The following is a 23,111-nucleotide window of genomic DNA, read 5'->3' as shown; positions in this document are numbered from 1 at the left end:
ATGGTATCGGCTGGCGCCGTCTTTTGCACGATTTTTCTTGTTATTGCACGAACATGCACATATGCTCGGCGCCATGACTCTTCAAGACCGCGTCCGGGTGCACGAAGTCACCCTGCTTTCCGACAACTGGTACACCCTGCGCACCACCGCCTTCGACTGGCGCCGCAACGACGGCCAGTGGCAGCGCATGCACCGCGAAACCTACGACCGCGGCAACGGCGCCACGCTGCTGCCCTACGACCTCGAGCGGCACACCGTGCTGCTCACGCGCCAGTTCCGCTACCCGGCCTTCGTCAACGGGCATGACGACCTGCTGATCGAGGCGGCTGCCGGGCTGCTCGACGACGCGGCGCCCGAGGAGCGCATCCGCGCGGAGGTCGAGGAAGAACTCGGCTACCGGCTGGGCGAGGTGCGCAAGGTCTTCGAATGCTTCATGAGCCCCGGCTCGGTCACCGAGAAGCTGCATTTCTTCGTCGCGCCCTACGAGGCCTCGATGCGCGTCGGCGAAGGCGGCGGGCTGGCCGAGGAAGGCGAGGACATCGAGGTGCTGGAAACCGGCATCGACGAGGCGCTGGCCATGGTGGCCGACGGCCGCATCGCCGACGCCAAGACGGTGATGCTGCTGTATCACGCGAAGCTGCATGTTTTCCCGCCGGGATAATGGGCGGATGCCTTCTGCCTTTCGCCGCGCGGCCTGCGCACTGACCCTCGCAACGCTGGCCCCGGCCGGCGCGTTCGCCCAGCAAGCTTTCCAAGCCCTCCCCACCCAGGTCGACGCCGCCCTCGCCCGCGCCAAGGTGCCGCGAGAGTCGGTGACCATGCTGGTCGCCGAGGCCGACGGCACGCGCCAGCCGCGCCTGGCGTGGCGCACGCAGGCGCCGGTGAACCCGGCGTCGATCATGAAGCTGGTCACCACCTACGCCGCGCTCGACCTGCTGGGTGCGGCCTACAGCTGGACCACGCCGGTCTACGTGGACGGCACGGTGAACAACGGCGTGCTCAACGGCAACCTCTACATCAAGGGCCAGGGCGATCCGAAGCTGGTGCTGGAGCGGGTGTGGCTGCTGCTGCGCCACGTGCAGGGGCTGGGCATCACCACGGTGAGCGGCGACATCGTTCTCGACCGCAGCGCCTTCGAGACCACGGTGGAGGGTGACCCCTCGGCCTTCGACGGCGAGCCGCTGCGGCCCTACAACGCCTCGCCCGATGCGCTGCTGGTGAACTTCAAGTCGGTCAACATGACCTTCGCGCCCGACCGCGCCGGCCAGATCGCGCGGGTGAGCTACGAGCCCCCGCTGGCCAGCGTGGCGATGCCGCAGACCGTGGCGGTGTTGCCCGGCGAATGCGGCGACTGGCGCGGCACGCTGCGCGCCGACTTCACGGACGTGAACCGCATCCGCTTCAACGGCGGCTTTCCCAGCGGCTGCGGCGAGAAGAGCTGGGCCGTGGCCTACGGCGACCCGCGCACCTACGCCATGCGCGCCATCGGCGGCATGTGGGCCGAGATGGGCGGGCGCGTCGGCGGGCAGATGCGCGAGGGGCGCGTGCCCGCGGGGCTGAAGCCGGCCTTCGAGTTCGAGTCGCCGCCGCTGGCCGAGGTGATCCGCGACATCAACAAGTACAGCAACAACGTGATGGCGCAGCAGCTGTTCCTCACGATCGGCCTCGCGCAGAAGAACCGCGGCACCTTCGAGGCCTCGCGCGCGGCCATGGGCCAGTGGTGGCGCGAGCGCATCGGCACCGGCGAGGCGCAGCCGGTGTTCGAGAACGGCTCGGGCCTGTCGCGCGACGAGCGCATCAGCGCAGCCGCGCTCGGAAAGATGCTGCAGGTGGCGTGGCGCTCGCCGGTGATGCCGGAGCTGATGTCCTCGCTGCCGGCCATGGGCGTGGACGGCACGCTGAAGAAGCGCACGCTGCGTTCCGGCGGCTCGGCGCACCTGAAGACGGGCACGCTGCGCGACGCCTCGGGCGTGGCCGGCTACGTGGACGGCGCGAGCGGGCGGCGCTATGTGCTGGTAGCCATCGCCAATGGCGAGAACGCAGGCGCCGCGCGCGCGGCCTTCGACGCGCTGGTCGACTGGGCCTCGCAGGACAACTGAGGTCCGACGGAAGGCCGCCTGCCGGCCGTGCAGCGCTGTGTACTGAAGTCTTCTGCGGGCAAACGCCCGCTTGCGTGCGGCATGGCCGCTGCACAGAATCGGACGGTCGTTCGATTCCATACAGGCGCATCAGCGCAGGAGACATACCTTGAACCAGCCTTACTTCCAGCCCTCCAGACCCCTGCGCAAGGCGGCCGCCTCGACGGCAGTCGCAAGCGCCGCGACATTGCTGCTGCTCGCCGCCTGCGGCGGGGGTGGAGGCGGAGGAGGCATCGGCATTGGCGTGGGCGTTCCCCCGCCGGCGGCCGACACCGGCCGGGGCTCGGTGGTCACCGACCCGCCCGAGAAGACAGCCTCGCTGACGGCCAGCCAGTTCACCGCCAGCCTGCAGGCCAGCGACCAGGGCAAGGCGCTGCTGCAGGTGGCGGGCACGCCCAAGTGCGGCGTGGACCTGCGCTATCTCGAATACCGCACCATCGGCGGCAAGAACGAAGCCACCAACGCCACCGCCGCGATCATGGTGCCCACCGGCTCCGACGTGGCCTGCAGCGGCCAGCGGCCGGTGGTGCTCTATGCCCACGGCACCACCGCCGCCAAGGCCTACAACCTCGCCAAGTGGACCGACAGCACCCAGGCCGCCGCCGGCGAGGGCCTGATGGTCGCCGCCATGTTCGCGGCGCAGGGGTACATCGTGGTGGCGCCCAACTACGCGGGCTACGACAAGTCGACGCTGCCCTACCACCCGTACCTCGACGGCGACCAGCAGGGCAAGGACATGGTCGACGCGCTCACGGCGGCGCGCAAGACCTTCTCGGGCATCGGCGCGAACGACGCCGGCTCGCTCTTCATCACCGGCTATTCGCAGGGCGGCTACGTGGCGATGGCGGCGCACCGCGAGATGCAGGCCACGGGCAAGGCGGTGACGGCGTCGGCGCCGCTGTCGGCGCCCTCGGCCATCAGCCTGCTGTCCGACTACACCTACCTGGGCTGGCCGGCGCTGGGCTCCACGCTGTTCGTGCCGCTGCTGTCGACCAGCTGGCAGCAGCAGTTCGGCAATGTCTACAGCTCCACCGGCGACGTGTACGAAGCGCAGTACGCCAGCGGCATCGACACGCTGCTGCCCAGCGCCTCGCCCGGCACGCTCTTCAGCAGCGGCAAGCTGCCGCAGCTCGCGCTGTTCCCGGCGAACGCCACGCCGGGGCCGGTGAGTCCGGAGCTGTCGATCTTCTACGGCGCCAACAACCTCATCAAGCAGAGCTTCCTGACGCAGGCGGCGGGCGACATCCAGTCCACACCCTGCCCCGGCAACGCGCTGCCGGCCACGGCCGCGTCGTTGAGCACCACCTCGCCGCTGGACTGCAAGCCCGCCACGGGCTTCCGCAAGGCGGCGGTCGCCAACGACCTGCGCAACTGGGTGCCGACCCGGCCGATGCTGATGTGCGGCGGCGCCAACGACCCGACGGTGAACTTCGTGAGCACCCGCGCCACCTCGGGCTACTTCCGCGCCAAGGGCATGCCCTCCAGCCTGCTCTCCGTGGTGGACCTGGAGGACTCTGCAGCCATCGACGCCTACTCCACCGCCCGCGCCGGCTTCGCGCAGGCCAAGGCCCTGCTGGCGCAGAACACCTCGGGCAGCGCGTCGGACAAGGCGCAGGCCGTCACGCTCGCGTATCACGGCACGCTGGCGCCCCCGTTCTGCCTGGCCTCGGCGCGAGGCTTCTTCCAGGGCGTGCTGGCGGCAGGCGGCTGAACGAAGAGCCCATTCCAGGAACACCGCGGAACCGGCTTTGCCGGGCCGCTGGTGTTACCCCCTGCAAGGGGGTGGGCGGCCACACGAAGTGGGCAAGCCTGGGGGTTAGCCAGGTTCAGGCCGCCGACGCTCTCTGGAGGCGGTCTTTCACGCCTTCCCACTCATGCGTATCGGGTGGCGTCTCCACCCAGATCAGCTTCACGCCCTGCGCGTCGAACTCGCGCAGCACCGCGAACAGCAGCTGCGCGCTGGCCGCCGCGTCGTCGGGCATGCGCCGCAGCAGCACGCGCTGCGAGCGGCTGCGCACCGCGGTGCGCGACCACACGGCGATGTGCGCGGCATTCGCGCCGAGCACGTCGAGGCCGGTCTGGATCGACTTGGCGTCCATCAGCCGCACCTTGGCGTTTGGCGCGTAGTGGGCTTCGAGCGTGCCCGAGGCGCGCGGGTCGGGCGTTTCGAGCACCTCCCGGTCGGCGAGCTTCTCGCCGCAGGCGGCCTCGATCTGCGCGCGCGTGATGAGGCCGGGGCGCAGCAGCACGGGCGCACCGCGGCTGCAGTCGACGATGGTCGACTCGATGCCCACGTCGCAAGCGCCGCCGTCGATCACCAGCAGCTCGTCGCCGAACTCGTCGTGCACGTGCTGCGCGGTGGTCGGGCTGACGCGGCCGAAGCGGTTGGCGCTGGGCCCCGCGAGGCCGGGCACGCCCTGCTCGGCACAGGCTTCGAGCAGCGCCTGCGCCACGGGATGCGAGGGGCAGCGCAGGCCGATGGTGTCCTGCCCTCCGGCGGCCGCCGCGCCCACGCCGGGCTGGCGCGTGACGATCAGCGTGAGCGGACCGGGCCAGAAGGCCTGCACCAGCTTCTGCGCGAAGGACGGCAGCGGCTGCGCGAAGCGCGAGAGCGACTCGGTGCCCTTGACGCCGGCCGCCACATGGACGATCAGCGGATGGTCGGACGGTCGGCCCTTGGCCTCGAAGATGCCGGCCACCGCGATATCGCTGCTCGCGTCGGCACCCAGGCCGTAGACGGTCTCGGTCGGGAAGGCCACCAGCCCGCCAGCGCGCAGCACGCGCGCGGCCTCGGCAATGGCTTCGGGAGAACGGCCGTCGAGGATCATGCGATGTCGGCGGTGGTCACCGGCGGCAGGCCCAGCAGCAGCGCGGCCTGCGAGGCCGTGGCGCGCACCGCCTCCAGCGTGGCGCCGGTCAGCGTGAGGTGGCCCATCTTGCGGCCGCGGCGGGGCTCGATCTTTCCGTAGAGATGCAGGTGCGCGCCGGGCAGGGCGAGCACTTCGCTCCAGCGCGGCGCGACCGGCTTGTCGGCCTTGCCGTCAGCCTTGTTGTCGGTGGCGGCAGGGAACCACAGGTCGCCCAGCAGGTTGAGCATGATCGCGGGGCTGTGCTGGCGCGGCGCGGCCAGCGGCAGGCCGGCGAGGGTGCGCACCTGCAGCTCGAACTGCGACACGTCGCAGGCTTCCATGGTGTAGTGGCCGCTGTTGTGCGGGCGCGGCGCCATCTCGTTGACCACCAGCGAGCCGTCGGCCAGCGCGAAGAACTCCACGCACAGCACGCCCACGTAGCCCAGGCCGTTGGCGATGCTCTTGGCCGAGTTGATGGCGCCCTGCGCCACCGTCTTGGGCATGTTCTGCGGATGCACCTCGGTCACGGCCAGGATGCCGTCGCGGTGCAGGTTGCGCTGCGGGGGGAAGTGCACGATCTGCCCGTCGCGTCCGCGCGCGAGGATGACCGAGCACTCGAATTCGAGCGGCAGCATCTTCTCGAGCACGCAGGGCACGCAGCCCGTGGCCTGCCAGGCATCGACCAGCTCCGCGCGCGTCTTCACGCGCTGCTGGCCCTTGCCGTCGTAGCCCAGGCGCGCGGTCTTGAGGATGCCGGGCAGCAGGTTGTCTTCGACGGCGGCGAGCTGCGCGGCGGTCTCGATGACGGCGTAGGGCGCGCAGGGCACGCCGCAGCGGGTGAAGTGGGCCTTCTCGGCGATGCGGTCCTGCGCGATGGCGATGGCGGGGGCGGCCGGCGACACCGGACGCGCCACCGCGAGATGCTCCAGCGAGGGCGCGGGCACGTTCTCGAACTCGGTGGTCACCGCGTCGGCCAGGCCGGCGAGGCGGGCGAGGCCGTCGATGTCGTCGTAGTCGGTATGGATGTGGTGATGGCTCACGCGGCCGGCGGGGCTGTCGGTGTCGGGGTCGAGCACCGCCGTGAAGTAGCCCATGCGCTGGGCGGCGTGGGCGAACATGCGCCCCAGCTGTCCGCCGCCGAGCACGCCGAGCGTGGCGCCCGGGAGGATGGGCAGGTCGCCGTTCTTGCTGCTCACAGGGCACCTCCGCCTTGCGGCGAGAAAGGAGACACGGGGGGCGCCTCGCCGGCGGGGGCCGGGGGCAGGGTCATGGCCTCGGCGGCGGCGGTCTGCGCGGCGCGGAAGGCGTCGAGCTTCGCGCGCAGCGCGGGGTTGTTCACCGCCAGCATCGACACCGCGAACAGCGCCGCGTTGGCCGCGCCCGCATTGCCGATGGCGAAGGTGGCGACCGGCACGCCCTTGGGCATCTGCACGATGCTGTAGAGCGAGTCGACGCCCTGCAGGTGCCGGCTGGCCACCGGCACGCCGAGCACCGGCACCGTGGTCTTGGAGGCCAGCATGCCCGGTAGGTGGGCTGCGCCGCCCGCGCCGGCGATGATTGCGGCAAGCCCGCGCCCGGCGGCGCTTTCCGCGTATTCGAAGAGCGTATCGGGCATCCGGTGGGCCGAGACCACCCTGGCTTCGTGCCCGATTCCGAATTGCTGGAGAATCTCGACCGCGTTGCGCATCGTCTCCCAATCGGAGTTGGAGCCCATCACTACACCGACCTGAATGGTTTCGTTCATGGTTTCAATTTTACGTTTCACCCTCAGTTGGTTCCGATGATCGACATCACTCTCGAAAATTTCCAGGCCGAACTGATCGAAGCCTCTGTCGCCGCGCCGGTGCTGCTGGACATCTGGGCCGAATGGTGCGGCCCCTGCAAGCAGCTGGGCCCGGTGCTCGAAAAGCTCGAGGTCGAGTACGGCGGACGCTTCACGCTGGCCAAGCTCGACGCCGACAAGGTGCCGCAGATTTCGTCGCAGCTGTCCGAGATGTTCGGCGTGCGCAGCATCCCCTTCTGCGTGATGTTCAAGGACGGCCAGCCGGTGGACGGCTTCGTCGGCGCCATTCCGGCCGAGAAAATCCGGGAATTCCTCGACAAGCACGTGCCTGGCGCCGACGAGGCCGAGGCCGCCTCGCAGGAAGCCGCCGCCCAGGAGGCGCTGGCCGATGGCGACACCGAGGGCGCGCTCGAAAGGCTGCAGCACGCGGTGGCCACCGACCCGGCCAACGACGACGCCCGCTTCGACTACGTGAAGCTGCTGCTGCAGGAAGGCCGCGTGGACGACGCCAAGGTCGCCTTCTCCCCGGTGATCGCCAAGACCTCGGTGGTGCGCCGCTTCGACGCGCTGCAGCGCTGGATGGACGCTATCGATTTCGCAGCACCGCCCGCCGGCGCCGCGCCGGCCATCGCCGATTTCGACGCCAGGATCGCCGCCAACAAGCGCGACTTCGACGCCCGCTTCGGCCGCGCCCGCCTGCTGATGGCCGCCCAGCGCTGGACCGACGCGATGGACGAGCTGCTCGACATCCTGATGCGCGACAAGACCTGGAGCGAGGACCTCGCCCGCAAGACCTACATCGCCATCCTCGACATCATCGAGCCGCCGAAGGTGAAGGTGGCCGACGGGCAGATCCCGCCGGACGACCCGGTGGTGGCCACCTACCGGCGCCGCCTCAGCAGCGTGGTGCTGAGCTGACTCCCATCGCTCCCCCAGAAAGCGGCCTCCAGGCCGCTTTTTTCATGGCCCGCACGCAGATGGCGAAGCAAGGGGCCGGCATTGGCGAGCCAGGCGCCGTCGCATACGATCACGCCCGATTCAACTTGTTGCAGATCGAAAAAGGAACACTGGCCATGCGCTCCTTCGCCCGCCGCACCGCGCTTTTCCCCGCCCTTGCCGCCACGGCGCTGCTGGCCACGCTGGCCGGTTGCGGCAGCGGCATCAGCCTCGACGAGCCGATCGAGGGCCCGGCCTGGCAGCTCGTGCAACTGGGCGATGAGCCGGTCGCGCCGGGCAGCGGCGCACAGGTGCAGTTCGACCGCAGCAGCGGACGCGTGAGCGGCTCGGGCGGCTGCAACCGCATCTCGGGCACCTTCACGCGCGCCGGCGGCAGCCTGAAGATCGGCCAGATGGCCTCGACCCGCATGGCCTGCACCGACCCGACGCGCGGCGCCAACGAGGCGCAATTCATCTCGGCGCTGCAGAACACCACGAGCTACCGGCTGGCGGGGCCGAACCGTCTGGCGCTGCTGGATGCGAGCGGGCGGACGGCGGCGCTTCTGAGCAGCGGCGGGGGGCGCTGAGGGCTGCGGCTACTTGGCCGCGGACGCATCGACCGCCAACTGGATCTCTTCGGTGGTCATCCCTTGGTCGGAGATGCTGACGTCTATCGTGCCCTTGGCGTCGGCTTTCACCATGACGCGCACCGTGTACTGGTTCGGACCGGAGACAAGAACCTCCAGAGTTGCCAGTCCCTTGACCGACGCCATCGGCGGCTTGGTAGTGCCGTTCACGGCGATCTGGTAACTCTCGCCCGGCTTGACCTTGGCATCCTCGGCTGGTGACACAGTCATGGCACTGCCGCCAGCGACACAGCCAGGATTTTTTGCCGCCGCCTTGCGCGCGTCACCGAAGACGAGCAGTCGATTACTCAACGGACGGCGAGCGGCATAAACCTCCGCCGTGAGACTGGCCAAGGTAAGCGCGACATCATCGACGCTCAAGAGATCGCAACTGCTGCGACCAGCGGTCCTGCACGTGTCGACATCCGCCTTGCTCATTGCTCTGGCCTTTTCAAGCTTGCCTTCCAGCGCCCGCTGTGTCTTGCGCCCCTGCGCCGAAACATCGCCGGTCTTGCGCGCTCCATCCGCTCCGCCGGCTGGAGATTTGCCCGCTTCGGATCGCTCCTTGTCACTTTCGTTGGCCGCATCAATCTTGACCGCCCGGAACTTGCCGATGATTCCTGTGGCTTGCGTGACCAACTCATCAGGGCTGGATACCGTCTTGTTGGCCGCGTTGATATGTGCAGCCACGCGGGCAAAGACCAGATCGCCCTCCCGCATCAGGATGACGCCGCTGTTCCCGAGCTGGGAATAAAGCTGCTCGCTGGAGGCCAGGGTCTTGCGCGCTCGCCACAAGGCCGAAGCCGCCTCGCGGCGCACATGGGCCTGCGGCAGTTCGCTGTCACGGGCATAGCGCAAGACAGCCTGAGCCCGGAGCAACTCCGCGTCGAGCCTGTTGATGGCCTGCGTCAGGCGGTATTGCTCGGCCCACATCCTGTCGAAGCTCTCGACCTCCAGCCGCAGTGGCTCAATCGTCAGCATGGCGCAGGTCAGTCCGAGAACGCCTTCGACGTAGGCCTTCTCCTGATTGGGATTGACGAACCAGTTGCTGGCCGAATAGGCGGTGAAGCCGACCGCGCCGGCCATGGCGAGCCGGGTCTTCTCTCGATCGCTGGTGACGCCGGATTTCAGGCCCCCATACAGCGCGGCGGCTGTCACGCCCAGCAAGCCGAGTTGCGTCATCGTGCGAACGCGCGCCTGCGCCGACAGCGAATCGAACCACTCACGGCGCTGGTCTTTGAGGGCACCCAACGCGCCCTGCAGATTCCCGGCTAGGGGCCTGGCGTTGGCGAGAGTGACTTCCTCGTAATCGAGCTGGTTGATCGGCACGTCGGCGCGCTTGCTGCGCTGGTACGGATCGATGCTGCTGCAGCCCGCGATGGCCAGGACGAGCGCCGCCGCCATGCAGCGCTGCCAGCCACGAACGCCTCTTCTGGTTTCCATCTTCCCCACCCCTCATGTTCTGGACGCACATGATGGCGGGGCGGGGATGTTCGGACATCCCCTGTTCCCGTGGCGACAAGGCGCCCGGGATGGTCTACCCGGTCAGTCGGTCAGCCCGTGAGCCGCTCCAGCGCCTCGCGGTACTTGGCGGCCGTCTTCTCGATGACCTCGGCCGGCAGGCGCGGCGCCGGGGGCGTCTTGTCCCAGGGCTTGCCGTTGATCTTGGTGCCTTCGAGCCAGTCGCGCACGAACTGCTTGTCGTAGCTCGGCGGGTTGGCGCCGGCGGCCAGCGCGGCCTGGTAGCCCTCGACCGGCCAGTAGCGCGAGCTGTCGGGGGTGAGCACTTCGTCCATCAGCACCAGCGTGCCGTTCTCGTCGAGGCCGAACTCGAACTTGGTGTCGGCAATGATCATTCCCTTGGTCAGGGCGATCTGCGCGGCGGTCTCGTAGATGGCGATGCTGGTGTCGCGGATCTGCTGGGCCAGCTTGGGGCCGACGATCTCGACCACGCGCTCGTAGCTGATGTTCTCGTCGTGCTCGCCGGCCGCGGCCTTGGCGGCGGGCGTGAAGATGGGGCGCGGCAGCTTGCTCGCGTTGGTCAGGCCCTCGGGCAGAGGCACGCCGCAGACCGCGCGCGATTCCTGGTATTCCTTCCAGCCGCTGCCGGCCAGGTAGCCGCGCACCACGGCCTCGACCGGGATCGGCTTCAGGCGCTTGACCAGCATCGAGCGGCCGGCGACCTGCGGCACCTCGGCCTCGGTGACCACGCTCTCGGGCGCCTCGCCGGTCAGGTGGTTGGGGCAGATCTGGCCGAGGCGGTCGAACCACCACAAGGCCATCTTCGTGAGGATCTCGCCCTTGCCCGGGATGGGCTCGCCCATGATCACGTCGAAGGCGCTCAGGCGGTCGCTCGCGACCATCAGGATGCGGTCTTCGCCGACGGCGTAGTTGTCGCGCACCTTGCCGCGCGCAAGAAGGGGCAGGCTCTGGATGGAGGAGGTGTGGACGGTGGTCATGGGGCTGCTGGTGCGATGAAACGGGATGGCGGAGTTCGGATTGTGCGCGCAGAAAAAAGCCACCGCGAACGGTGGCCGTCGGCTCAAGGGAGCGTGATCAGATCACTTCCTGCGCCAGCTCGCCCTTGGCGTACTTGGCGGCGACCACCTGCAGGCTGTCGCCCTTGATCTTGGCGCCCTGGCCTTCGCAGCCGAACTCGATGTAGCGCTGCTTGCAGATCTGCTTGGCGGCCTCGCGCGCGGGCTTGAGCCATTCGCGGGCGTCGAACTTCTCGGGGTTCTCGAACAGGAACTTGCGCACCGCGCCGGTCATGGCCAGGCGGATGTCGGTGTCGATGTTGATCTTGCGCACGCCGTACTTGATGGCTTCCTGGATTTCCTCGACGGGCACGCCGTAGGTTTCCTTCATGTTGCCGCCGTGCTTGCGGATGATTTCGAGCAGGTCCTGAGGCACCGACGACGAGCCGTGCATCACCAGGTGGGTGTTGGGCAGGCGGGCGTGGATTTCCTTGACACGCTGGATCGACAGGATGTCGCCGGTGGGCTTGCGGGTGAACTTGTAGGCGCCGTGGCTGGTGCCGATGGCGATGGCCAGCGCGTCGAGCTGCGTGGCCTTGACGAACTGGGCGGCTTCCTCGGGGTCGGTCAGCAGCGCGGAGTGGTCGAGCACGCCTTCGGCGCCGATGCCGTCTTCCTCGCCGGCCATGCCGGTCTCGAGCGAGCCCAGGCAGCCCAGCTCGCCTTCGACGGTCACGCCGACCTTGTGCGCCAGCTGAACCACCTTGCGGGTCACGTCGACGTTGTAGTCGAAGGAAGCGGGCGTCTTGCCGTCTTCGTGCAGCGAGCCGTCCATCATGACGGAGGAGAAGCCGAGGTCGATGGCGCCCTGGCAGATGGCCGGGCTCTGGCCGTGGTCCTGGTGCATGACCAGCGGGATGTTCGGGTACTGCTCGATGGCGGCCTGGATCAGGTGCTTGATGAAGGCTTCGCCGGCGTATTTGCGGGCGCCTGCACTGGCCTGCAGGATGACGGGCGCGCCGGTTTCCTTGGCGGCCTCCATGACGGCCTGGACCTGTTCGAGGTTGTTGACGTTGAAGGCCGGAATGCCGTAGCCATTGGCTGCGGCATGGTCGAGCAGTTCGCGCATCGAGACGAGTGCCATGGGAAATACCTCGCGGGAATTAGGAAAAGAAGAAGACGGAAAGACGAGAAAAACTGCCCTAATTCTACCGAGCCCCCTTGTGGGACAGGACCGACGCCAGCCCGAGGAAATCCATGACAGGCGGCAGCACCGGTCCACCGAGCCACTGGATCGGTCTGGCGAAGGCGCCGATCAGCGTCACGTGGCTCAGGTTGTCATACATCCGGACTTGTACCGGCACGCCCGCCGCGCGCAGCGCCGCAGCCATCTGGCCGGTGTTGCGCTCGGGGTAGACCAGGTTGTCCTTGGAGGCGGCCATGAGCAGCGCGCGCGGCGCGGCCGCAGTGACGTGCGCCAGCGGCTGCGAGTCGCGCGGCGTGTCCGGCCAGTTGAAGGCGGCCTGTGCCTGCGGATCGCCGATGGGCAGGAAGTCGTAGGGGCCGGCCAGGCCGATCCAGCCCGCGAGCTGCTTCGGGCTGGCTCCCAGTTCGCCGAGCCAGCGCCCGTCGAGCGCCACCATCGCGGCGTTGTAGCCGCCGGAGCTGTGGCCCATGACGAACACGCGCGACGGGTCGGCGCCCAGCCTCGCGGCGTTGTCGAGCGCCCATTTCACGGCCAGCGCGCTGTCGCGCACGAACGTCGGGTAGGTGAAGCCGGGCGACAGCCGGTAGTCGGGCAGCACCACCACGGCGCCGCGCGCGGCCAGCGCCTCGCCAACGAAGCGGTAGCTGGCGCGGTCGCCGCTGGACCAGGTACCGCCGTAGAAGAACACCACCAGCGGCCGCGCACCCGGGGCCGGCGGGGTGGATGGCAGCGGCTGGTAAACGTCGAGCAGCTGGCGCGGTTCCTGCCCGTAGGCAATGCCGCCCTCGAACCGGTAAGTGTCGGTAGGCACCAGGCCGTTGAGCACCTTGACCGGCGAACAGGCCGAAAGAACGGCGGCAGCGGCGAGTGCGACGAGAGCGGCGGAGGTGGAGGCGAAGTAGCGCAAGGTCATCGCCACAGTACGCACGCGGCCGGCCGCCGGTTTCGTCAGACCGGCAGCTGCGTGGTCGACAGCACCTGCTTGAGCACGACGAAGGTGCGGATCTGCCGCACCCCCGGCAGGTACAGCAGCTGCTCGGCGTGCAGGCGGTTGAAGCTGTCGTTGTCGCGGGTGCGCACGAGCATGAAGTAGTCGAACTCGCCCGAGACCACGTGGCATTCGAGGCAGCCCGAGACCTTCTGGGCGGCTTTCTCGAAGTTGGCGAAGGAGTCGGGCGTGGAGCGGTCGAGCACCACGCCGATCATCACGAGCATGCCCACTTCGAGCGCGTCGGGGTCGAGCAGCGCGACGATGCCCTTGATGAGGCCCGCCGCCTTGAGCCGCTCGACGCGGCGCAGGCAGGCGGCCGGGCTCAGGTTGACCCTGGCGGCCAGCGCCACGTTCGACAGCGAGGCGTCGCGCTGCATGGTGCGCAGGATGGCGCGGTCGGTGCGATCGAGCTCCGGCGTGTCACGCAATTTTGTTGTGCTCATTTGATTTCTACCGGAATGAAAGTTTTGCTTCTTTCCATAGTGCATCTTTTTCTCTGGCGAATCCAGAAAACTTCGCAAGCACGTTGCGCGGCATTGTTTCTACGATGAGGGCCTTCACCACCTCCTTCCTGGAACCGCTGCGATGAACCTCAAGAAGTTTCCCCGTCACCCGCTGACCTTCGGCCCGACGCCGATCCAACCGCTGAAGCGGCTGAGCGCGCACCTGGGCGGCAAGGTCGATCTCTACGCCAAGCGCGAGGACTGCAACAGCGGCCTGGCCTTCGGCGGCAACAAGACGCGCAAGCTCGAATACCTGATCCCCGAGGCGATCGAAGGCGGCTACGACACGCTGGTGTCCATCGGCGGCATCCAGTCGAACCAGACGCGGCAGGTCGCGGCGGTGGCGGCGCACCTCGGCATGAAGTGCGTGCTGGTGCAGGAGAACTGGGTCAACTACTCCGACGCGGTGTACGACCGGGTCGGCAACATCGAGATGTCACGCATCATGGGCGCCGACGTGCGCCTGGACGCAGCCGGCTTCGACATCGGCATCCGCAAGAGCTGGGAAGACGCCATGGAGAGCGTGCGCAAGGCAGGCGGCAAGCCGTTTCCGATTCCGGCGGGCTGCTCGGAGCATCCGCGCGGCGGCCTGGGCTTCGTCGGCTTCGCAGAGGAAGTGCGCCAGCAGGAGGCCGAACTGGGCTTCAAGTTCGACTACATCGTGGTCTGCTCGGTGACGGGCAGCACGCAGGCCGGCATGGTGGTGGGCTTCGCCGCCGACGGCCGCGCCGACCGCGTGATCGGCATCGACGCCTCGGCCAAGCCGCAGCAGACCTTCGACCAGATCCTGCGCATCGCGAAGAACACGGCCGAACTGGTGGAGCTGGGCCGCGACATCACCGAGAAGGACATCGTGCTCGACCGCCGCTTCGGCGGCCCCGAGTACGGCCTGCCCAACGAAGGCACGCTGGAAGCCATCCGCCTGAGCGCGCGCTTCGAGGCCATGCTGACCGACCCCGTGTACGAGGGCAAGTCGATGCACGGGATGATCGAGAAGGTGCGCCTGGGCGAATTCCCGGCGGGCTCGAAGGTGCTGTATGCGCACCTGGGCGGCGTGCCAGCCTTGAACGCCTACAGCTTCCTGTTCAGGAACGGCTGAAATCCCAGGAACACCGCGGAACCGGCTTTGCCGGGCCGCAGGTGTTGCCCCCGGCGAGGGGGTTGGCGAAGCGACACGAAGTGCGCGAAGCCTGGGGGAGTGCCTAGCTCGCCCGGCAGATCTTGAGCATGTTGGTGCCGCCCGGGGCACCCATCGGCTCGCCGCAGGTGATGGCGTAGACATCGCCGCTTTGCACGATGCCGCGCTTCTTCAGGTGGTTCTCGGCCTGCAGCAGCGCGGTGTCGCGGTCGCTTTCCGAATCCATGAGCAGCGGGCGCACGTTGCGGTAAAGCGCCATCTTGCGCTGCGTCGACAGGCGCGAGGTCAGCGCGTACATGGGGATGTGCGCGCGGTGGCGGCTCATCCACAGCGGCGTGGAGCCCGATTCGGTGAGCGCGACGATGGCCTTGGCGCCCAGGTGATGGGCGGTGAAGAGCGCGCCCATGGCGATCGACTGGTCGATGCGGCTGTAGTTCTGGCCGCTGAAGTCGGCGTCGAGCTGCTTGTCTTCGGCGGCTTCGGCGGCCTCGCAGATGCGGCTCATCTCCTGCACGGTCTCGAGCGGGTAGCGGCCCGAGGCGGTTTCGGCGGAGAGCATGACGGCATCGGTGCCGTCGAGCACGGCGTTGGCCACGTCGCTCACCTCGGCGCGGGTGGGCACGGGGTTGGTGATCATCGACTCCATCATCTGGGTCGCGGTGATGACCACCTTGTCCATCTCGCGGGCCATGCGGATCATCTTTTTCTGCAGCGCGGGCACTGCCGCGTTGCCCACCTCGACCGCGAGGTCGCCGCGCGCGACCATGATGCCGTCGCTGGCGCGCAGGATCTCTTCGAGCTTCGGAATGGCCTCGGCGCGTTCGATCTTGGCGATCATGCCGGGCTTGTGACCGTACTCGGCGGCCGCCACGTTGCACAGCTGGCGGGCCATTTCCATGTCGGTGGCGTTCTTGGGGAAGCTCACGGCCACGTAGTCGGCCTGGAAGCTCATCGCGGTCTTGATGTCTTCCATGTCCTTGGCCGTCAGCGCGGGCGCGGTGAGGCCGCCGCCCTGCTTGTTGATGCCCTTGTTGTTCGACAGCTCGCCGCCGAGCTTGACGGTGGTGTGCACCGCCTCGCCCCGGACGGCGTCGACGGTCAGCACGATGAGGCCGTCGTTCAGCAGCAGCCTGTCGCCGGGCTTCACGTCGCGCGGCAGGTCCTTGTAGTCGAGGCCCACGGCATCGGCGTCGCCGAGCTCGGTGCGCGAGGCGTCGAGCACGAACTTGGCGCCCGGCTCCAGCCAGACCTTGCCCTGCGCGAACTTGCCGACGCGGATCTTGGGGCCCTGCAGGTCGGCCATGATGGCCACTTCGCGCCCCGCCTTGCGGGCGGCTTCTCGCACCATGGTGGCGCGGTCGATGTGGTCCTGCGCCGTGCCGTGGCTGAAGTTCAGCCGCACCACGCTGACCTTGGCCTGGATCATCTTCTCCAGCAGTTCAGGGGAGCTGGACGCCGGACCGAGGGTGGCGACGATCTTGGTGGCGTGGCGGGGAATGCGGTCCGTGCTCATGAGGGTAGTCTCCGTTTTGTATTCGCTACTGTATACAATTTGTGTGTCTGGCGGAAGTCACCCATGGGTTTTTCCTCGATGAGCCCCGGAACCCGGCCCAAGCCGGTTCAGCCGGCCGCGCGCTTCGACAGGATCTCGAAGGCCGGCAGGGTCTTGCCCTCCAGCACTTCAAGAAAGGCGCCGCCGCCGGTCGAGATGTAGCCGACCTGCTTCTCGATGCCGTACTTGGCGATGGCCGCCAGCGTGTCGCCGCCGCCGGCGATCGAGAAGGCGCTGCTCTCGGCGATGGCCTGCGCGATGGCCTTGGTGCCGCCCGCGAAGGCGTCGAACTCGAACACGCCCACCGGGCCGTTCCAGACGATGGTGCCGGCTTCGCGCAGCTGCGCAGCCAGGATCGCGGCGGTCTTGGGGCCAATGTCCAGGATCAGGTCGTCGTCGGCCACGTCGCTCGCGTCCTTGACGGTGGCCACCGCATCGGCCGCGAAGGTCTTGGCCGTGACCACGTCCACGGGAATGGGCACGTCGGCGCCGCGCGCGCGCATGGCGTCGATCACCGCCTTGGCTTCGTTGACCAGATCGGGCTCGGCCAGCGACTTGCCGATCTTCAGGCCCGCGGCCAGCATGAAGGTGTTGGCGATGCCGCCGCCCACGATCAGTTGGTCGACGTTGGCCGACAGGCTCTTCAGGATGGTCAGCTTGGTGCTCACCTTCGAGCCCGCGACGATGGCAACCAGCGGGCGCTTGGGCTGCGCCAGCGCCTTGGTGATGGCGTCGATCTCGGCCGCCAGCAGCGGGCCGGCGGCGGCGATCCTGGCGAACTGCGCGATGCCGTAGGTGGTGGCCTCGGCGCGGTGCGCGGTGCCGAAGGCATCGTTCACGTAGATGTCGGTGAGCGCGGCCAGCTTGCGGGCCAGGCCTTCGTCGTTCTTCTTCTCGCCCTTGTTGACGCGGCAGTTCTCCAGCAGCACGACCTGGCCGGGCTTCACGTCGACGCCATCGACCCAGTTGGAGACCAGCGGCACTTCACGTCCAAGCAGCTCGCCCAGGCGCTTGGCGACCGGGGCCAGCGAATCTTCGGGTTTGAACTCGCCCTCGGTCGGGCGGCCCAGGTGCGAAGTGACCATCACGGCCGCGCCGGCGTCCAGCGCCAGCTTGATGCAGGGCACCGAGGCGCGGACTCGCGTGTCTTCGGTGATGTTGCCGGCGTCGTCCTGCGGCACGTTGAGGTCTGCACGGATGAAGACGCGCTGGCCGGCGGCCTTGCCCTGCGCGCAGAGGTCGGTGAATCGAATGACGTTCATTGGAGAAACCTGGAGAAGATTGGAAGACGGGGATCGGCCTGCATTGTAGTTTTGGCCCCATCGCCGCCTCTACGCGCCTCTTGCCGGGCGTCGATGCTTTTCCTCAGTCTTTCTGCTGCTGTTCGCGCGCGAAACCCTCCAGGACCTTCACGAAGCTCGCGGCCGCCGGCGACAAGGACCGCCGCGCCGCGCTGTAGACGCACACCTCGCGATGGAAGTCGGGCGACTCCAGCCGCACCATCTGCAAGCCGTGGGCGCGCACCAGCGGCGCAGAGTACGTGGGGCACACGGTCAGCCCCAGCCCCGAGGCCACCATGCCAAGCGCGGTGGTCATGTACGACACCTCCTGCGTGCCGGGACGCAGCATGTACTCGCGCTCGGCGGGGGCCAGTTCGGGCAGCACGCGCTGGCGGAAGTCGCGCGTGGGCGCGATGAAGGTGTAGGGCCCCAGTTCGTGCCATCGCACCTTGCGGCGGCTCGCGAAGGCATGGCCGGGCGGGCAGATCAGCCAGTGCCGGTCGCGCAGCAGCGTGCGGCGCTCGATGGCGTTGTCGACCGCCACGTCCTGCCCCACTGCCAGTTCCACATCGCCCGCCGCCACGCCGGCCAGCAGGTGCTCGGGCAGGGTGTCGGCCAGGCGCACGTCGACGTCGGGATACTGCTCGCGATAGAGCGCGATCACGCGCGGCATCAGCGTGCAGGCCATGAGTTGCGGCGCGGCAAGCCGTAGCAAGCCTTTCTTCTTGTCACGCAAATCCGTGACGCCGGCCACCGCGCCGGCCAGGTCGCCCAGCAGCCGGTGCACCGAGGGCAGGAACTCGCGCCCCGCCTCCGACAGCTGCACGCGCCGCGTGTTGCGGTCGAGCAGCTGCACGCCCATCTCGCGCTCCAGCTCGCGCACAAGCACGCTGAGCGCCGACTGCGTGAGGTGCAGCTGCTGCGCCGCAGCGGTGAAGCTGCCGCTCTCGGCCACGGCGGCGAAGGCGCGCAACTGGCGCAGGGTGAGGTTCATATATATGAATGCTTCATCAATCGATGAATTAATTTCGATTGCATCATAAGACGCGGCATCGCCCAATACCGGCTCACCGGAGACACGAGCCATGCCGACGACCGCCAACACGGCACCCCCACCGCCCATCCACGGGCTGCACCACTTCGCCTGGCGCTGCCGCGACAGCGAGGAAACCCGCCGCTTCTACGAAGACCTGCTCGGCCTGCCGCTGGCCCATGTCATCAAGAGCGACCACGTGCCGAGCACGGGCGAGTACTGCCCCTACGTGCACATCTTCTTCCGCATGCGCGACGGCTCGTTCATCGCCTTCTTCGACCTGGGCGACGACGTCGCCGCGCTGCCCTCGCCCAACACGCCCTCGTGGGTGAACCACATCGCGCTGCGCGTGGATTCGGTGGCCGACCTGCTGGCCGCCAAGGCGCGGCTCGAAGGCGCGGGCGTCGAGGTGCTGGGCGTGACCGACCACCACATCATCGAATCGATCTACTTCTTCGACCCCAACGGCATCCGCGTGGAACTCACCACGCCCACCGTGCCGCAGTCGGAGATGGACGAGCACGCGCTGCGCGCGCGCGCCGAGCTCGACGCGTGGACCGAACGCAAGGCCGGCCTGCGCGCCGCCGCCACCGCGAAAGGCTCGCTGCATGCCTGAGCTCCAACTCGCCGTCATCGACGTGAAGCCCGGCGCGGCCATGGAGAGCCAGTCGGGCCTGCAGCTGCTGCGCCCGCGCATCTACGGCGCCTTTTGCGCGCCGCAGGGCCCGAAGAAGATCGCCGCCATCGTGATGCACCCCACGAGCAATTTCATGGGCCACTACCTGATCGGCCCGCTGGCCGAGCGCGGCATCTGCTGCATGGGCCTGAACTCGCGCTTCGTGGGCAACGACACGGTGCTGCTGATGGAGCGCGCCATTCAAGATCTGGGCGCGGGCGTGCAATACCTGCGCGCCGCCGGCTACGAGAAGGTGTTCCTCGTCGGCAACTCCGGCGGCGCAGCGCTCTCGGCCTTCTACCAGGCGCAGGCCGAAAAACTCACCGCCACGCACCTGCCCGACGGCGACCCCACGCACCTGCACCCCGGCGACCTGCCGCCCGTGGACGGCATCGCCCTGTGCGCCGCGCACCTGGGCCGCACCCGGCTGATGCGCGACTGGATCGACCCCTCGGTCACCGACGAACACGACCCGCTCTCGGTCGACCCCGAGCTCGACATGTACGACGCGCGCCATCGCGTGCCCTACGACAGCGACTTCCTCGCCCGCTTCAGCGCCGCGCAGAAGGCGCGGCTGGATCGCATCGAACAGTGGTGCCTCGACCGCCTCGCGCTGCTGCGCAACACGCCCGGCGCGTCGCGCGACCAGACCTTCATCGTCTACCGCACGCACGCCGACCCGCGCTGCGTGGACCTCTCGCTCGACCCCAACGACCGCCTGCCCGGCAGCGTGTGGGGCGACGCGCGGCAGGTGAACTACTCGGCCAACGCGATGGGGCGCACCACCTCGCTGACGGCCTTTCTCTCGCAATGGTCCTCGCGCTCGCAGGCCGACGGGCCGACCAACCTCGCGCGCACCACGGTGCCGAAGCTGCTGCTGACCTACACGGGCGACCAGTCGACCTTCCCGAGCACGCGCGACGCGTGGATGGCCGCGGGCGGCTCGGGCATCCGCAACGTCGACATCGTCGGCGGCAACCACTACCTGGCGGGGCAGCCGGAGCTGATCCCGAAGGCGGCGGACGCCATCGCCGAGTTCGCGCACGCGCTGTAGCCGCAGAGCCCACATGGAAAACTTCGCTTTCGCGCCGGCCTACGAGCTGCCGGCCTGGCCCTTCACGCCGCCGCCCGAGTTGGGCAACACGAAGCCCGCGCGCCATCCGATCGTGATCGTCGGCGCCGGCCCCTCGGGCCTCACGCTGGCCTGCGACCTGGCGCAGCGCGGCGTGCGCGCCGTGCTGCTGGACGAGGACGACACCGTCGGCGTGCGCGGCGCCTCCTCGCGCGGCATCTGCTACGCGCAGAAGAGCCTGGAGATCTTCGAGCGCCTGGGCATCTACGAGCGCATCGCGGCCAAGGGCATCACCTGGTCCTTCGGGCGCACCTTCTCGGGCGAGCAGGAGGTCTACAACTTCAACCTGCAGGCCAACAGCGTCTCGCGGCAGCCGCCCTTCATCAACCTGCAGCAGTTCTACATCGAGTGGTTCCTGGTCGAGCGCATCATCGAACTGGGACTGACCGACCTGCGCTGGAAGAACCGCGTCACGCGCGTCGAGCAGCTCGCCGACGGCGTGCGCCTGGAAGTCGAGACGCCTGCCGGCAGCTACACCATCGAGGCCGACCGGCTGATCGACGCCACCGGCGCCAACAGCGCGATCCGCACGCAGCTCGGCATCGAGACGCACTCCTCGCGCAGCACCGACCGCTGGTGCATCAGCGACGTGCGCTTCAGGAAGCCGCTGCCCACCGAGCGCTGGACCTGGGTGGACGCGCCCTTCAACGAAGGCCGCGGCGTGTGGCAACACCTGATGGCCGACGGCGTGTGGCGCATCGACTACCAGATGCCCGAGGACTGCGACACCGCCTACATCAGCAAGCCCGAGGTGGCGGGGGCGCGGCTGCGCGAGCAGCTCGGGCCGGACGTGGAGTTCGAGTTCGTCTGGATCGGCCCCTACGGCTATCGCGACCACCTGCTCGACAGCTTCCGCCACGGCAACGTGTTCTTCATCGGCGACGCGGCGCACGTGGTGAGCCCCTTCGGCGCGCGCGGCGGCAACAGCGGCATCCAGGACGCGGCCAACCTCGGCTGGAAGCTCGCGCTGGTCGCGCAGGGCAAGGCCGGCGACGCGCTGCTCGACAGCTACGACGCCGAGCGCCAGCCCGCCGCGAAGCGGAACCTGCAGGTCACGAGCCGCTCGGCGCGCTTCCTCGCGCCGCGCTCGCCGGCCGAGCACACGCTGCGCCGCGCCGTGGTGGCGCTGGCGGCGCGCCATCCCTTCGCGCGGGCGCTGGTGAACACCGGCCGCATGTCGGTCGCCAACGACTATCCGCCCGCGCCGCTGCTGCCCGAAGGCGCGCGCTCGGTGCAGAACCTGCCGCTGCGTTGGTCCGACGGCCGCGAGACCACGCTGATGCAGCTGCTGGCCGAGGGCACCGAGTGCATCGGCCTGTGGTTCGCGCCGACACGCGAGCAGGCGGGAGCGGCGGTCGATGCAATGGCTTCATTGCCCTTGCGCCTTCTGGCCGTGGGCGGCGACAGCGGCCTGCCCACGCTGCAGGCCGACGAGAAGCTCGCGGCCCATCTCGGCGCTGGCGACGCGGGCAGCTTCGTGCTCGTGCGCCCCGACGCCTACCGCGCCGCCGTGCTGGCGAACGCCACGCCCCAGGCCATCGCCTCCGCCGTGCACACCGCACTGGCCGCCAACGAGCGCAACCCATGATCACCGAGCCCCGCATCCCCGACCCCGACGGCTTCTACGCCGCGCTGCTCGCCGCCCACGAAGGCCGCAGCGAGGCGCAGAGCGCCGACCTCAACGCGCGCCTCGTGCTGCTGCTGGCCAACCAGTGCGCCGACCAGGACGTGCTGCTCGCCTGCATCCGCGCGGCGGCCGAAGAAGAACCCACGACGACAACGGACGACCACCACACCCCATGACCACGACCGTTTCCTTCGCATCCGCCTCCGACACGCGCGAGCAGAAGCCCCGGCTGCAGGAGCTGGGCCCCGGCGCCTACGGCTACATCAGCGACTTCGATCCCAACTGCGGCTTCGTCGTCGGCGACGAGCACGTGGTGCTGATCGACACGCGCCCCACGCCCCGCATGGCGCGCGACTTCCTCGCCGCCATCCGCACGGTGACCGACAAGCCCATCCGCACCATCGTGCTCACGCACTACCACGCGGTGCGCGTGATGGGCGCGAGCGCTTTCGCGGAGGTGCGCGACATCGTCGCCAGCAGCGGCACGCTCTACTGGATACGCACGCGCGGCCAGGCCGATTTCGATTCGGAGGTCGGCCGCTTTCCGCGCCTGTTCGCGGGCGTCGAGGAGATACCGGGCCTGACCATCCCCACGAAGGTCTTCGACCGCGAGATGACGCTGCCGCTGGGCGGCGGCCGCGAGCTGCGGCTGATGTCGCTGGGCCGGGGCCACTCGGGCGGCGATGCGGTCGCGTGGCTGCCCGACTGCGGCGTGCTCTTTTCGGGCGACGTGGTCGAGAACCGCTGCGGCGTGTATGCCGGCGACGCCTACATCGGCGACTGGGCCGGCACGCTCGACGCGGTCGCCGCGCTGAAGCCGCGCGTGCTGGTGCCCGGCCGAGGCGCCGTGCTGCAGGACGAGGCCGCATGCGTCGAGGCCATCGGGCTCACCAAGGCATTCCTATCGACGCTGCTGGAGAGCGTGAAGGCCGGCATCGCGGCGGGTGAGACGCTCAAGGGCTGCTTCGCGCGCGCCGAGGCGGCAATGGCACCGCGCTTCGGCGACTGGCCGGTGTTCCAGCACGTGCTGCCCTTCGACGTCTCGCGCGCCTACGACGAGTTGCGCGGCATCGAGCACCCGGTGGTGTGGACCGCCGAGCGCGACCGCGAGCTGTGGCAGGTCCTGCGCGGCGAGTGAGCCGGACCGATTTCGAAGATTTCAA

22 protein-coding genes are annotated in these 23,111 nt (G+C 68.8%); 11 read left to right on the top strand and 11 right to left on the bottom strand.

Going from position 1 to position 23,111, the window contains the following annotated elements; translation table 11 throughout:
• The first annotated feature begins 73 nt into the window (after nt 1–73).
• The 3 genes from AC1VNX_RS02490 (at nt 74) to AC1VNX_RS02480 (ending at nt 3,849) form a co-directional block, all read left to right on the top strand.
• Nucleotides 74–661, top strand: a complete 588-nt coding sequence (locus tag AC1VNX_RS02490; RefSeq protein WP_483155329.1) for a GDP-mannose pyrophosphatase — start codon at nt 74–76, stop codon at nt 659–661.
• A 7-nt stretch (nt 662–668) separates the two neighbouring features.
• Nucleotides 669–2,099: a D-alanyl-D-alanine carboxypeptidase/D-alanyl-D-alanine endopeptidase gene (gene dacB / locus AC1VNX_RS02485; RefSeq protein ID WP_483155328.1), complete on the top strand. Its 1,431-nt coding sequence runs from the start codon at nt 669–671 to the stop codon at nt 2,097–2,099.
• 148 nt (nt 2,100–2,247) lie between these two features.
• Nucleotides 2,248–3,849, top strand: coding sequence for an alpha/beta hydrolase family protein (locus AC1VNX_RS02480; protein ID WP_483155327.1), 1,602 nt, complete (start codon nt 2,248–2,250; stop codon nt 3,847–3,849).
• 115 nt (nt 3,850–3,964) lie between these two features.
• Here AC1VNX_RS02480 and AC1VNX_RS02475 read toward each other — a convergent pair whose 3' ends face one another.
• From AC1VNX_RS02475 to purE, 3 genes are read right to left on the bottom strand one after another with little or no spacing between them, the layout of a single operon-like run.
• Nucleotides 3,965–4,966, bottom strand: a complete 1,002-nt coding sequence (locus AC1VNX_RS02475) for an L-threonylcarbamoyladenylate synthase (protein WP_483155326.1) — start codon at nt 4,964–4,966, stop codon at nt 3,965–3,967.
• The gene (locus tag AC1VNX_RS02470) at nt 4,963–6,183 is read right to left on the bottom strand and encodes a 5-(carboxyamino)imidazole ribonucleotide synthase (protein WP_483155325.1); all 1,221 of its coding nucleotides are present in this window, start codon (nt 6,181–6,183) and stop codon (nt 4,963–4,965) included. The genes AC1VNX_RS02475 and AC1VNX_RS02470 overlap by 4 nt, the downstream gene beginning before the upstream one ends.
• On the bottom strand, nt 6,180–6,731 hold the full coding sequence (purE, locus tag AC1VNX_RS02465; protein ID WP_093196053.1) for a 5-(carboxyamino)imidazole ribonucleotide mutase: 552 nt from the start codon (nt 6,729–6,731) through the stop codon (nt 6,180–6,182). The genes AC1VNX_RS02470 and purE overlap by 4 nt, the downstream gene beginning before the upstream one ends.
• A gap of 36 nt (nt 6,732–6,767) precedes the next feature.
• Between purE and AC1VNX_RS02460 the strand changes: the two genes are divergently transcribed.
• Nucleotides 6,768–7,688: a tetratricopeptide repeat protein gene (locus tag AC1VNX_RS02460; RefSeq protein WP_483155324.1), complete on the top strand. Its 921-nt coding sequence runs from the start codon at nt 6,768–6,770 to the stop codon at nt 7,686–7,688.
• A gap of 155 nt (nt 7,689–7,843) precedes the next feature.
• On the top strand, nt 7,844–8,293 hold the full coding sequence (locus tag AC1VNX_RS02455) for an META domain-containing protein (protein ID WP_483155323.1): 450 nt from the start codon (nt 7,844–7,846) through the stop codon (nt 8,291–8,293).
• A 9-nt stretch (nt 8,294–8,302) separates the two neighbouring features.
• Here the strand turns inward: AC1VNX_RS02455 and AC1VNX_RS02450 are convergent, their stop codons facing one another.
• The 5 genes from AC1VNX_RS02450 to AC1VNX_RS02430 form a co-directional block, all read right to left on the bottom strand.
• Nucleotides 8,303–9,775, bottom strand: a complete 1,473-nt coding sequence (locus tag AC1VNX_RS02450) for a hypothetical protein (protein ID WP_483155322.1) — start codon at nt 9,773–9,775, stop codon at nt 8,303–8,305.
• Between the two features lie 110 nt (nt 9,776–9,885).
• A complete protein-coding gene (locus AC1VNX_RS02445; RefSeq protein WP_483155321.1) occupies nt 9,886–10,791 on the bottom strand; it encodes a phosphoribosylaminoimidazolesuccinocarboxamide synthase in 906 nt (301 codons plus the stop codon).
• 97 nt (nt 10,792–10,888) lie between these two features.
• The gene (gene fba / locus AC1VNX_RS02440; protein WP_483155320.1) at nt 10,889–11,953 is read right to left on the bottom strand and encodes a class II fructose-bisphosphate aldolase; all 1,065 of its coding nucleotides are present in this window, start codon (nt 11,951–11,953) and stop codon (nt 10,889–10,891) included.
• Between the two features lie 64 nt (nt 11,954–12,017).
• Nucleotides 12,018–12,929, bottom strand: a complete 912-nt coding sequence (locus AC1VNX_RS02435; protein ID WP_483155319.1) for an alpha/beta hydrolase — start codon at nt 12,927–12,929, stop codon at nt 12,018–12,020.
• Between the two features lie 35 nt (nt 12,930–12,964).
• Nucleotides 12,965–13,450 (bottom strand): Lrp/AsnC family transcriptional regulator, encoded by a 486-nt coding sequence (locus tag AC1VNX_RS02430; RefSeq protein WP_301505536.1) that lies wholly within the window; start codon nt 13,448–13,450, stop codon nt 12,965–12,967.
• Nucleotides 13,451–13,592: 142 nt separating this feature from the next.
• Here AC1VNX_RS02430 and AC1VNX_RS02425 point away from each other — a divergent pair, with 142 nt between their 5' ends.
• Complete coding sequence (locus AC1VNX_RS02425; RefSeq protein ID WP_126021135.1) at nt 13,593–14,609, top strand: 1-aminocyclopropane-1-carboxylate deaminase; 1,017 nt, start codon at nt 13,593–13,595, stop codon at nt 14,607–14,609.
• A 103-nt stretch (nt 14,610–14,712) separates the two neighbouring features.
• Here AC1VNX_RS02425 and pyk read toward each other — a convergent pair whose 3' ends face one another.
• The 3 genes from pyk to AC1VNX_RS02410 form a co-directional block, all read right to left on the bottom strand.
• Nucleotides 14,713–16,161 (bottom strand): pyruvate kinase, encoded by a 1,449-nt coding sequence (gene pyk / locus AC1VNX_RS02420; protein ID WP_301505533.1) that lies wholly within the window; start codon nt 16,159–16,161, stop codon nt 14,713–14,715.
• Nucleotides 16,162–16,268: 107 nt separating this feature from the next.
• Nucleotides 16,269–17,462 carry a phosphoglycerate kinase gene (locus tag AC1VNX_RS02415; RefSeq protein WP_483155318.1) on the bottom strand — a complete coding sequence of 398 codons (1,194 nt, stop codon included), beginning with the start codon at nt 17,460–17,462 and terminating at the stop codon, nt 16,269–16,271.
• Between the two features lie 103 nt (nt 17,463–17,565).
• Nucleotides 17,566–18,474, bottom strand: a complete 909-nt coding sequence (locus tag AC1VNX_RS02410; protein WP_483155317.1) for a LysR family transcriptional regulator — start codon at nt 18,472–18,474, stop codon at nt 17,566–17,568.
• A 91-nt stretch (nt 18,475–18,565) separates the two neighbouring features.
• Here AC1VNX_RS02410 and AC1VNX_RS02405 point away from each other — a divergent pair, with 91 nt between their 5' ends.
• The 5 genes from AC1VNX_RS02405 to AC1VNX_RS02385 are packed head-to-tail and all read left to right on the top strand — an operon-like array spanning nt 18,566 to nt 23,086.
• Nucleotides 18,566–19,129, top strand: coding sequence for a VOC family protein (locus AC1VNX_RS02405; RefSeq protein WP_483155316.1), 564 nt, complete (start codon nt 18,566–18,568; stop codon nt 19,127–19,129).
• Complete coding sequence (locus AC1VNX_RS02400; protein WP_483155315.1) at nt 19,122–20,243, top strand: alpha/beta hydrolase family protein; 1,122 nt, start codon at nt 19,122–19,124, stop codon at nt 20,241–20,243. The genes AC1VNX_RS02405 and AC1VNX_RS02400 overlap by 8 nt, the downstream gene beginning before the upstream one ends.
• 13 nt (nt 20,244–20,256) lie before the next feature.
• Nucleotides 20,257–21,909, top strand: coding sequence for an FAD-dependent oxidoreductase (locus tag AC1VNX_RS02395; RefSeq protein ID WP_483155314.1), 1,653 nt, complete (start codon nt 20,257–20,259; stop codon nt 21,907–21,909).
• Nucleotides 21,906–22,124, top strand: coding sequence for a DUF2783 domain-containing protein (locus AC1VNX_RS02390; RefSeq protein ID WP_301505527.1), 219 nt, complete (start codon nt 21,906–21,908; stop codon nt 22,122–22,124). Before AC1VNX_RS02395 ends, AC1VNX_RS02390 begins: the two co-directional genes overlap by 4 nt.
• Complete coding sequence (locus AC1VNX_RS02385) at nt 22,121–23,086, top strand: MBL fold metallo-hydrolase (protein ID WP_483155313.1); 966 nt, start codon at nt 22,121–22,123, stop codon at nt 23,084–23,086. The genes AC1VNX_RS02390 and AC1VNX_RS02385 overlap by 4 nt, the downstream gene beginning before the upstream one ends.
• Nucleotides 23,087–23,111 lie beyond the last annotated feature (25 nt).

The organism is Variovorax sp. TLI9-5A, from assembly GCF_056867935.1.
Note: the sequence above shows the minus strand (reverse complement) of the source record. Positions and strands in the feature narration are given on the sequence as shown.

Bases quoted from the DNA above. Each gene is read 5' to 3' on its own strand.
- AC1VNX_RS02490 (WP_483155329.1), top strand. From the start codon at position 74: ATGACTCTTCAAGACCGCGTCCGGGTGCACGAAGTCACCCTGCTTTCC.
- dacB (WP_483155328.1), top strand. From the start codon at position 669: ATGCCTTCTGCCTTTCGCCGCGCGGCCTGCGCACTGACCCTCGCAACG.
- AC1VNX_RS02475 (WP_483155326.1), bottom strand. From the start codon at position 4,966: ATGATCCTCGACGGCCGTTCTCCCGAAGCCATTGCCGAGGCCGCGCGC.
- purE (WP_093196053.1), bottom strand. From the start codon at position 6,731: ATGAACGAAACCATTCAGGTCGGTGTAGTGATGGGCTCCAACTCCGAT.
- AC1VNX_RS02460 (WP_483155324.1), top strand. From the start codon at position 6,768: ATGATCGACATCACTCTCGAAAATTTCCAGGCCGAACTGATCGAAGCC.
- AC1VNX_RS02455 (WP_483155323.1), top strand. From the start codon at position 7,844: ATGCGCTCCTTCGCCCGCCGCACCGCGCTTTTCCCCGCCCTTGCCGCC.
- AC1VNX_RS02450 (WP_483155322.1), bottom strand. From the start codon at position 9,775: ATGGAAACCAGAAGAGGCGTTCGTGGCTGGCAGCGCTGCATGGCGGCG.
- AC1VNX_RS02445 (WP_483155321.1), bottom strand. From the start codon at position 10,791: ATGACCACCGTCCACACCTCCTCCATCCAGAGCCTGCCCCTTCTTGCG.
- fba (WP_483155320.1), bottom strand. From the start codon at position 11,953: ATGGCACTCGTCTCGATGCGCGAACTGCTCGACCATGCCGCAGCCAAT.
- AC1VNX_RS02435 (WP_483155319.1), bottom strand. From the start codon at position 12,929: ATGACCTTGCGCTACTTCGCCTCCACCTCCGCCGCTCTCGTCGCACTC.
- AC1VNX_RS02430 (WP_301505536.1), bottom strand. From the start codon at position 13,450: ATGAGCACAACAAAATTGCGTGACACGCCGGAGCTCGATCGCACCGAC.
- AC1VNX_RS02425 (WP_126021135.1), top strand. From the start codon at position 13,593: ATGAACCTCAAGAAGTTTCCCCGTCACCCGCTGACCTTCGGCCCGACG.
- pyk (WP_301505533.1), bottom strand. From the start codon at position 16,161: ATGAGCACGGACCGCATTCCCCGCCACGCCACCAAGATCGTCGCCACC.
- AC1VNX_RS02415 (WP_483155318.1), bottom strand. From the start codon at position 17,462: ATGAACGTCATTCGATTCACCGACCTCTGCGCGCAGGGCAAGGCCGCC.
- AC1VNX_RS02410 (WP_483155317.1), bottom strand. From the start codon at position 18,474: ATGAACCTCACCCTGCGCCAGTTGCGCGCCTTCGCCGCCGTGGCCGAG.
- AC1VNX_RS02405 (WP_483155316.1), top strand. From the start codon at position 18,566: ATGCCGACGACCGCCAACACGGCACCCCCACCGCCCATCCACGGGCTG.
- AC1VNX_RS02400 (WP_483155315.1), top strand. From the start codon at position 19,122: ATGCCTGAGCTCCAACTCGCCGTCATCGACGTGAAGCCCGGCGCGGCC.
- AC1VNX_RS02395 (WP_483155314.1), top strand. From the start codon at position 20,257: ATGGAAAACTTCGCTTTCGCGCCGGCCTACGAGCTGCCGGCCTGGCCC.
- AC1VNX_RS02390 (WP_301505527.1), top strand. From the start codon at position 21,906: ATGATCACCGAGCCCCGCATCCCCGACCCCGACGGCTTCTACGCCGCG.
- AC1VNX_RS02385 (WP_483155313.1), top strand. From the start codon at position 22,121: ATGACCACGACCGTTTCCTTCGCATCCGCCTCCGACACGCGCGAGCAG.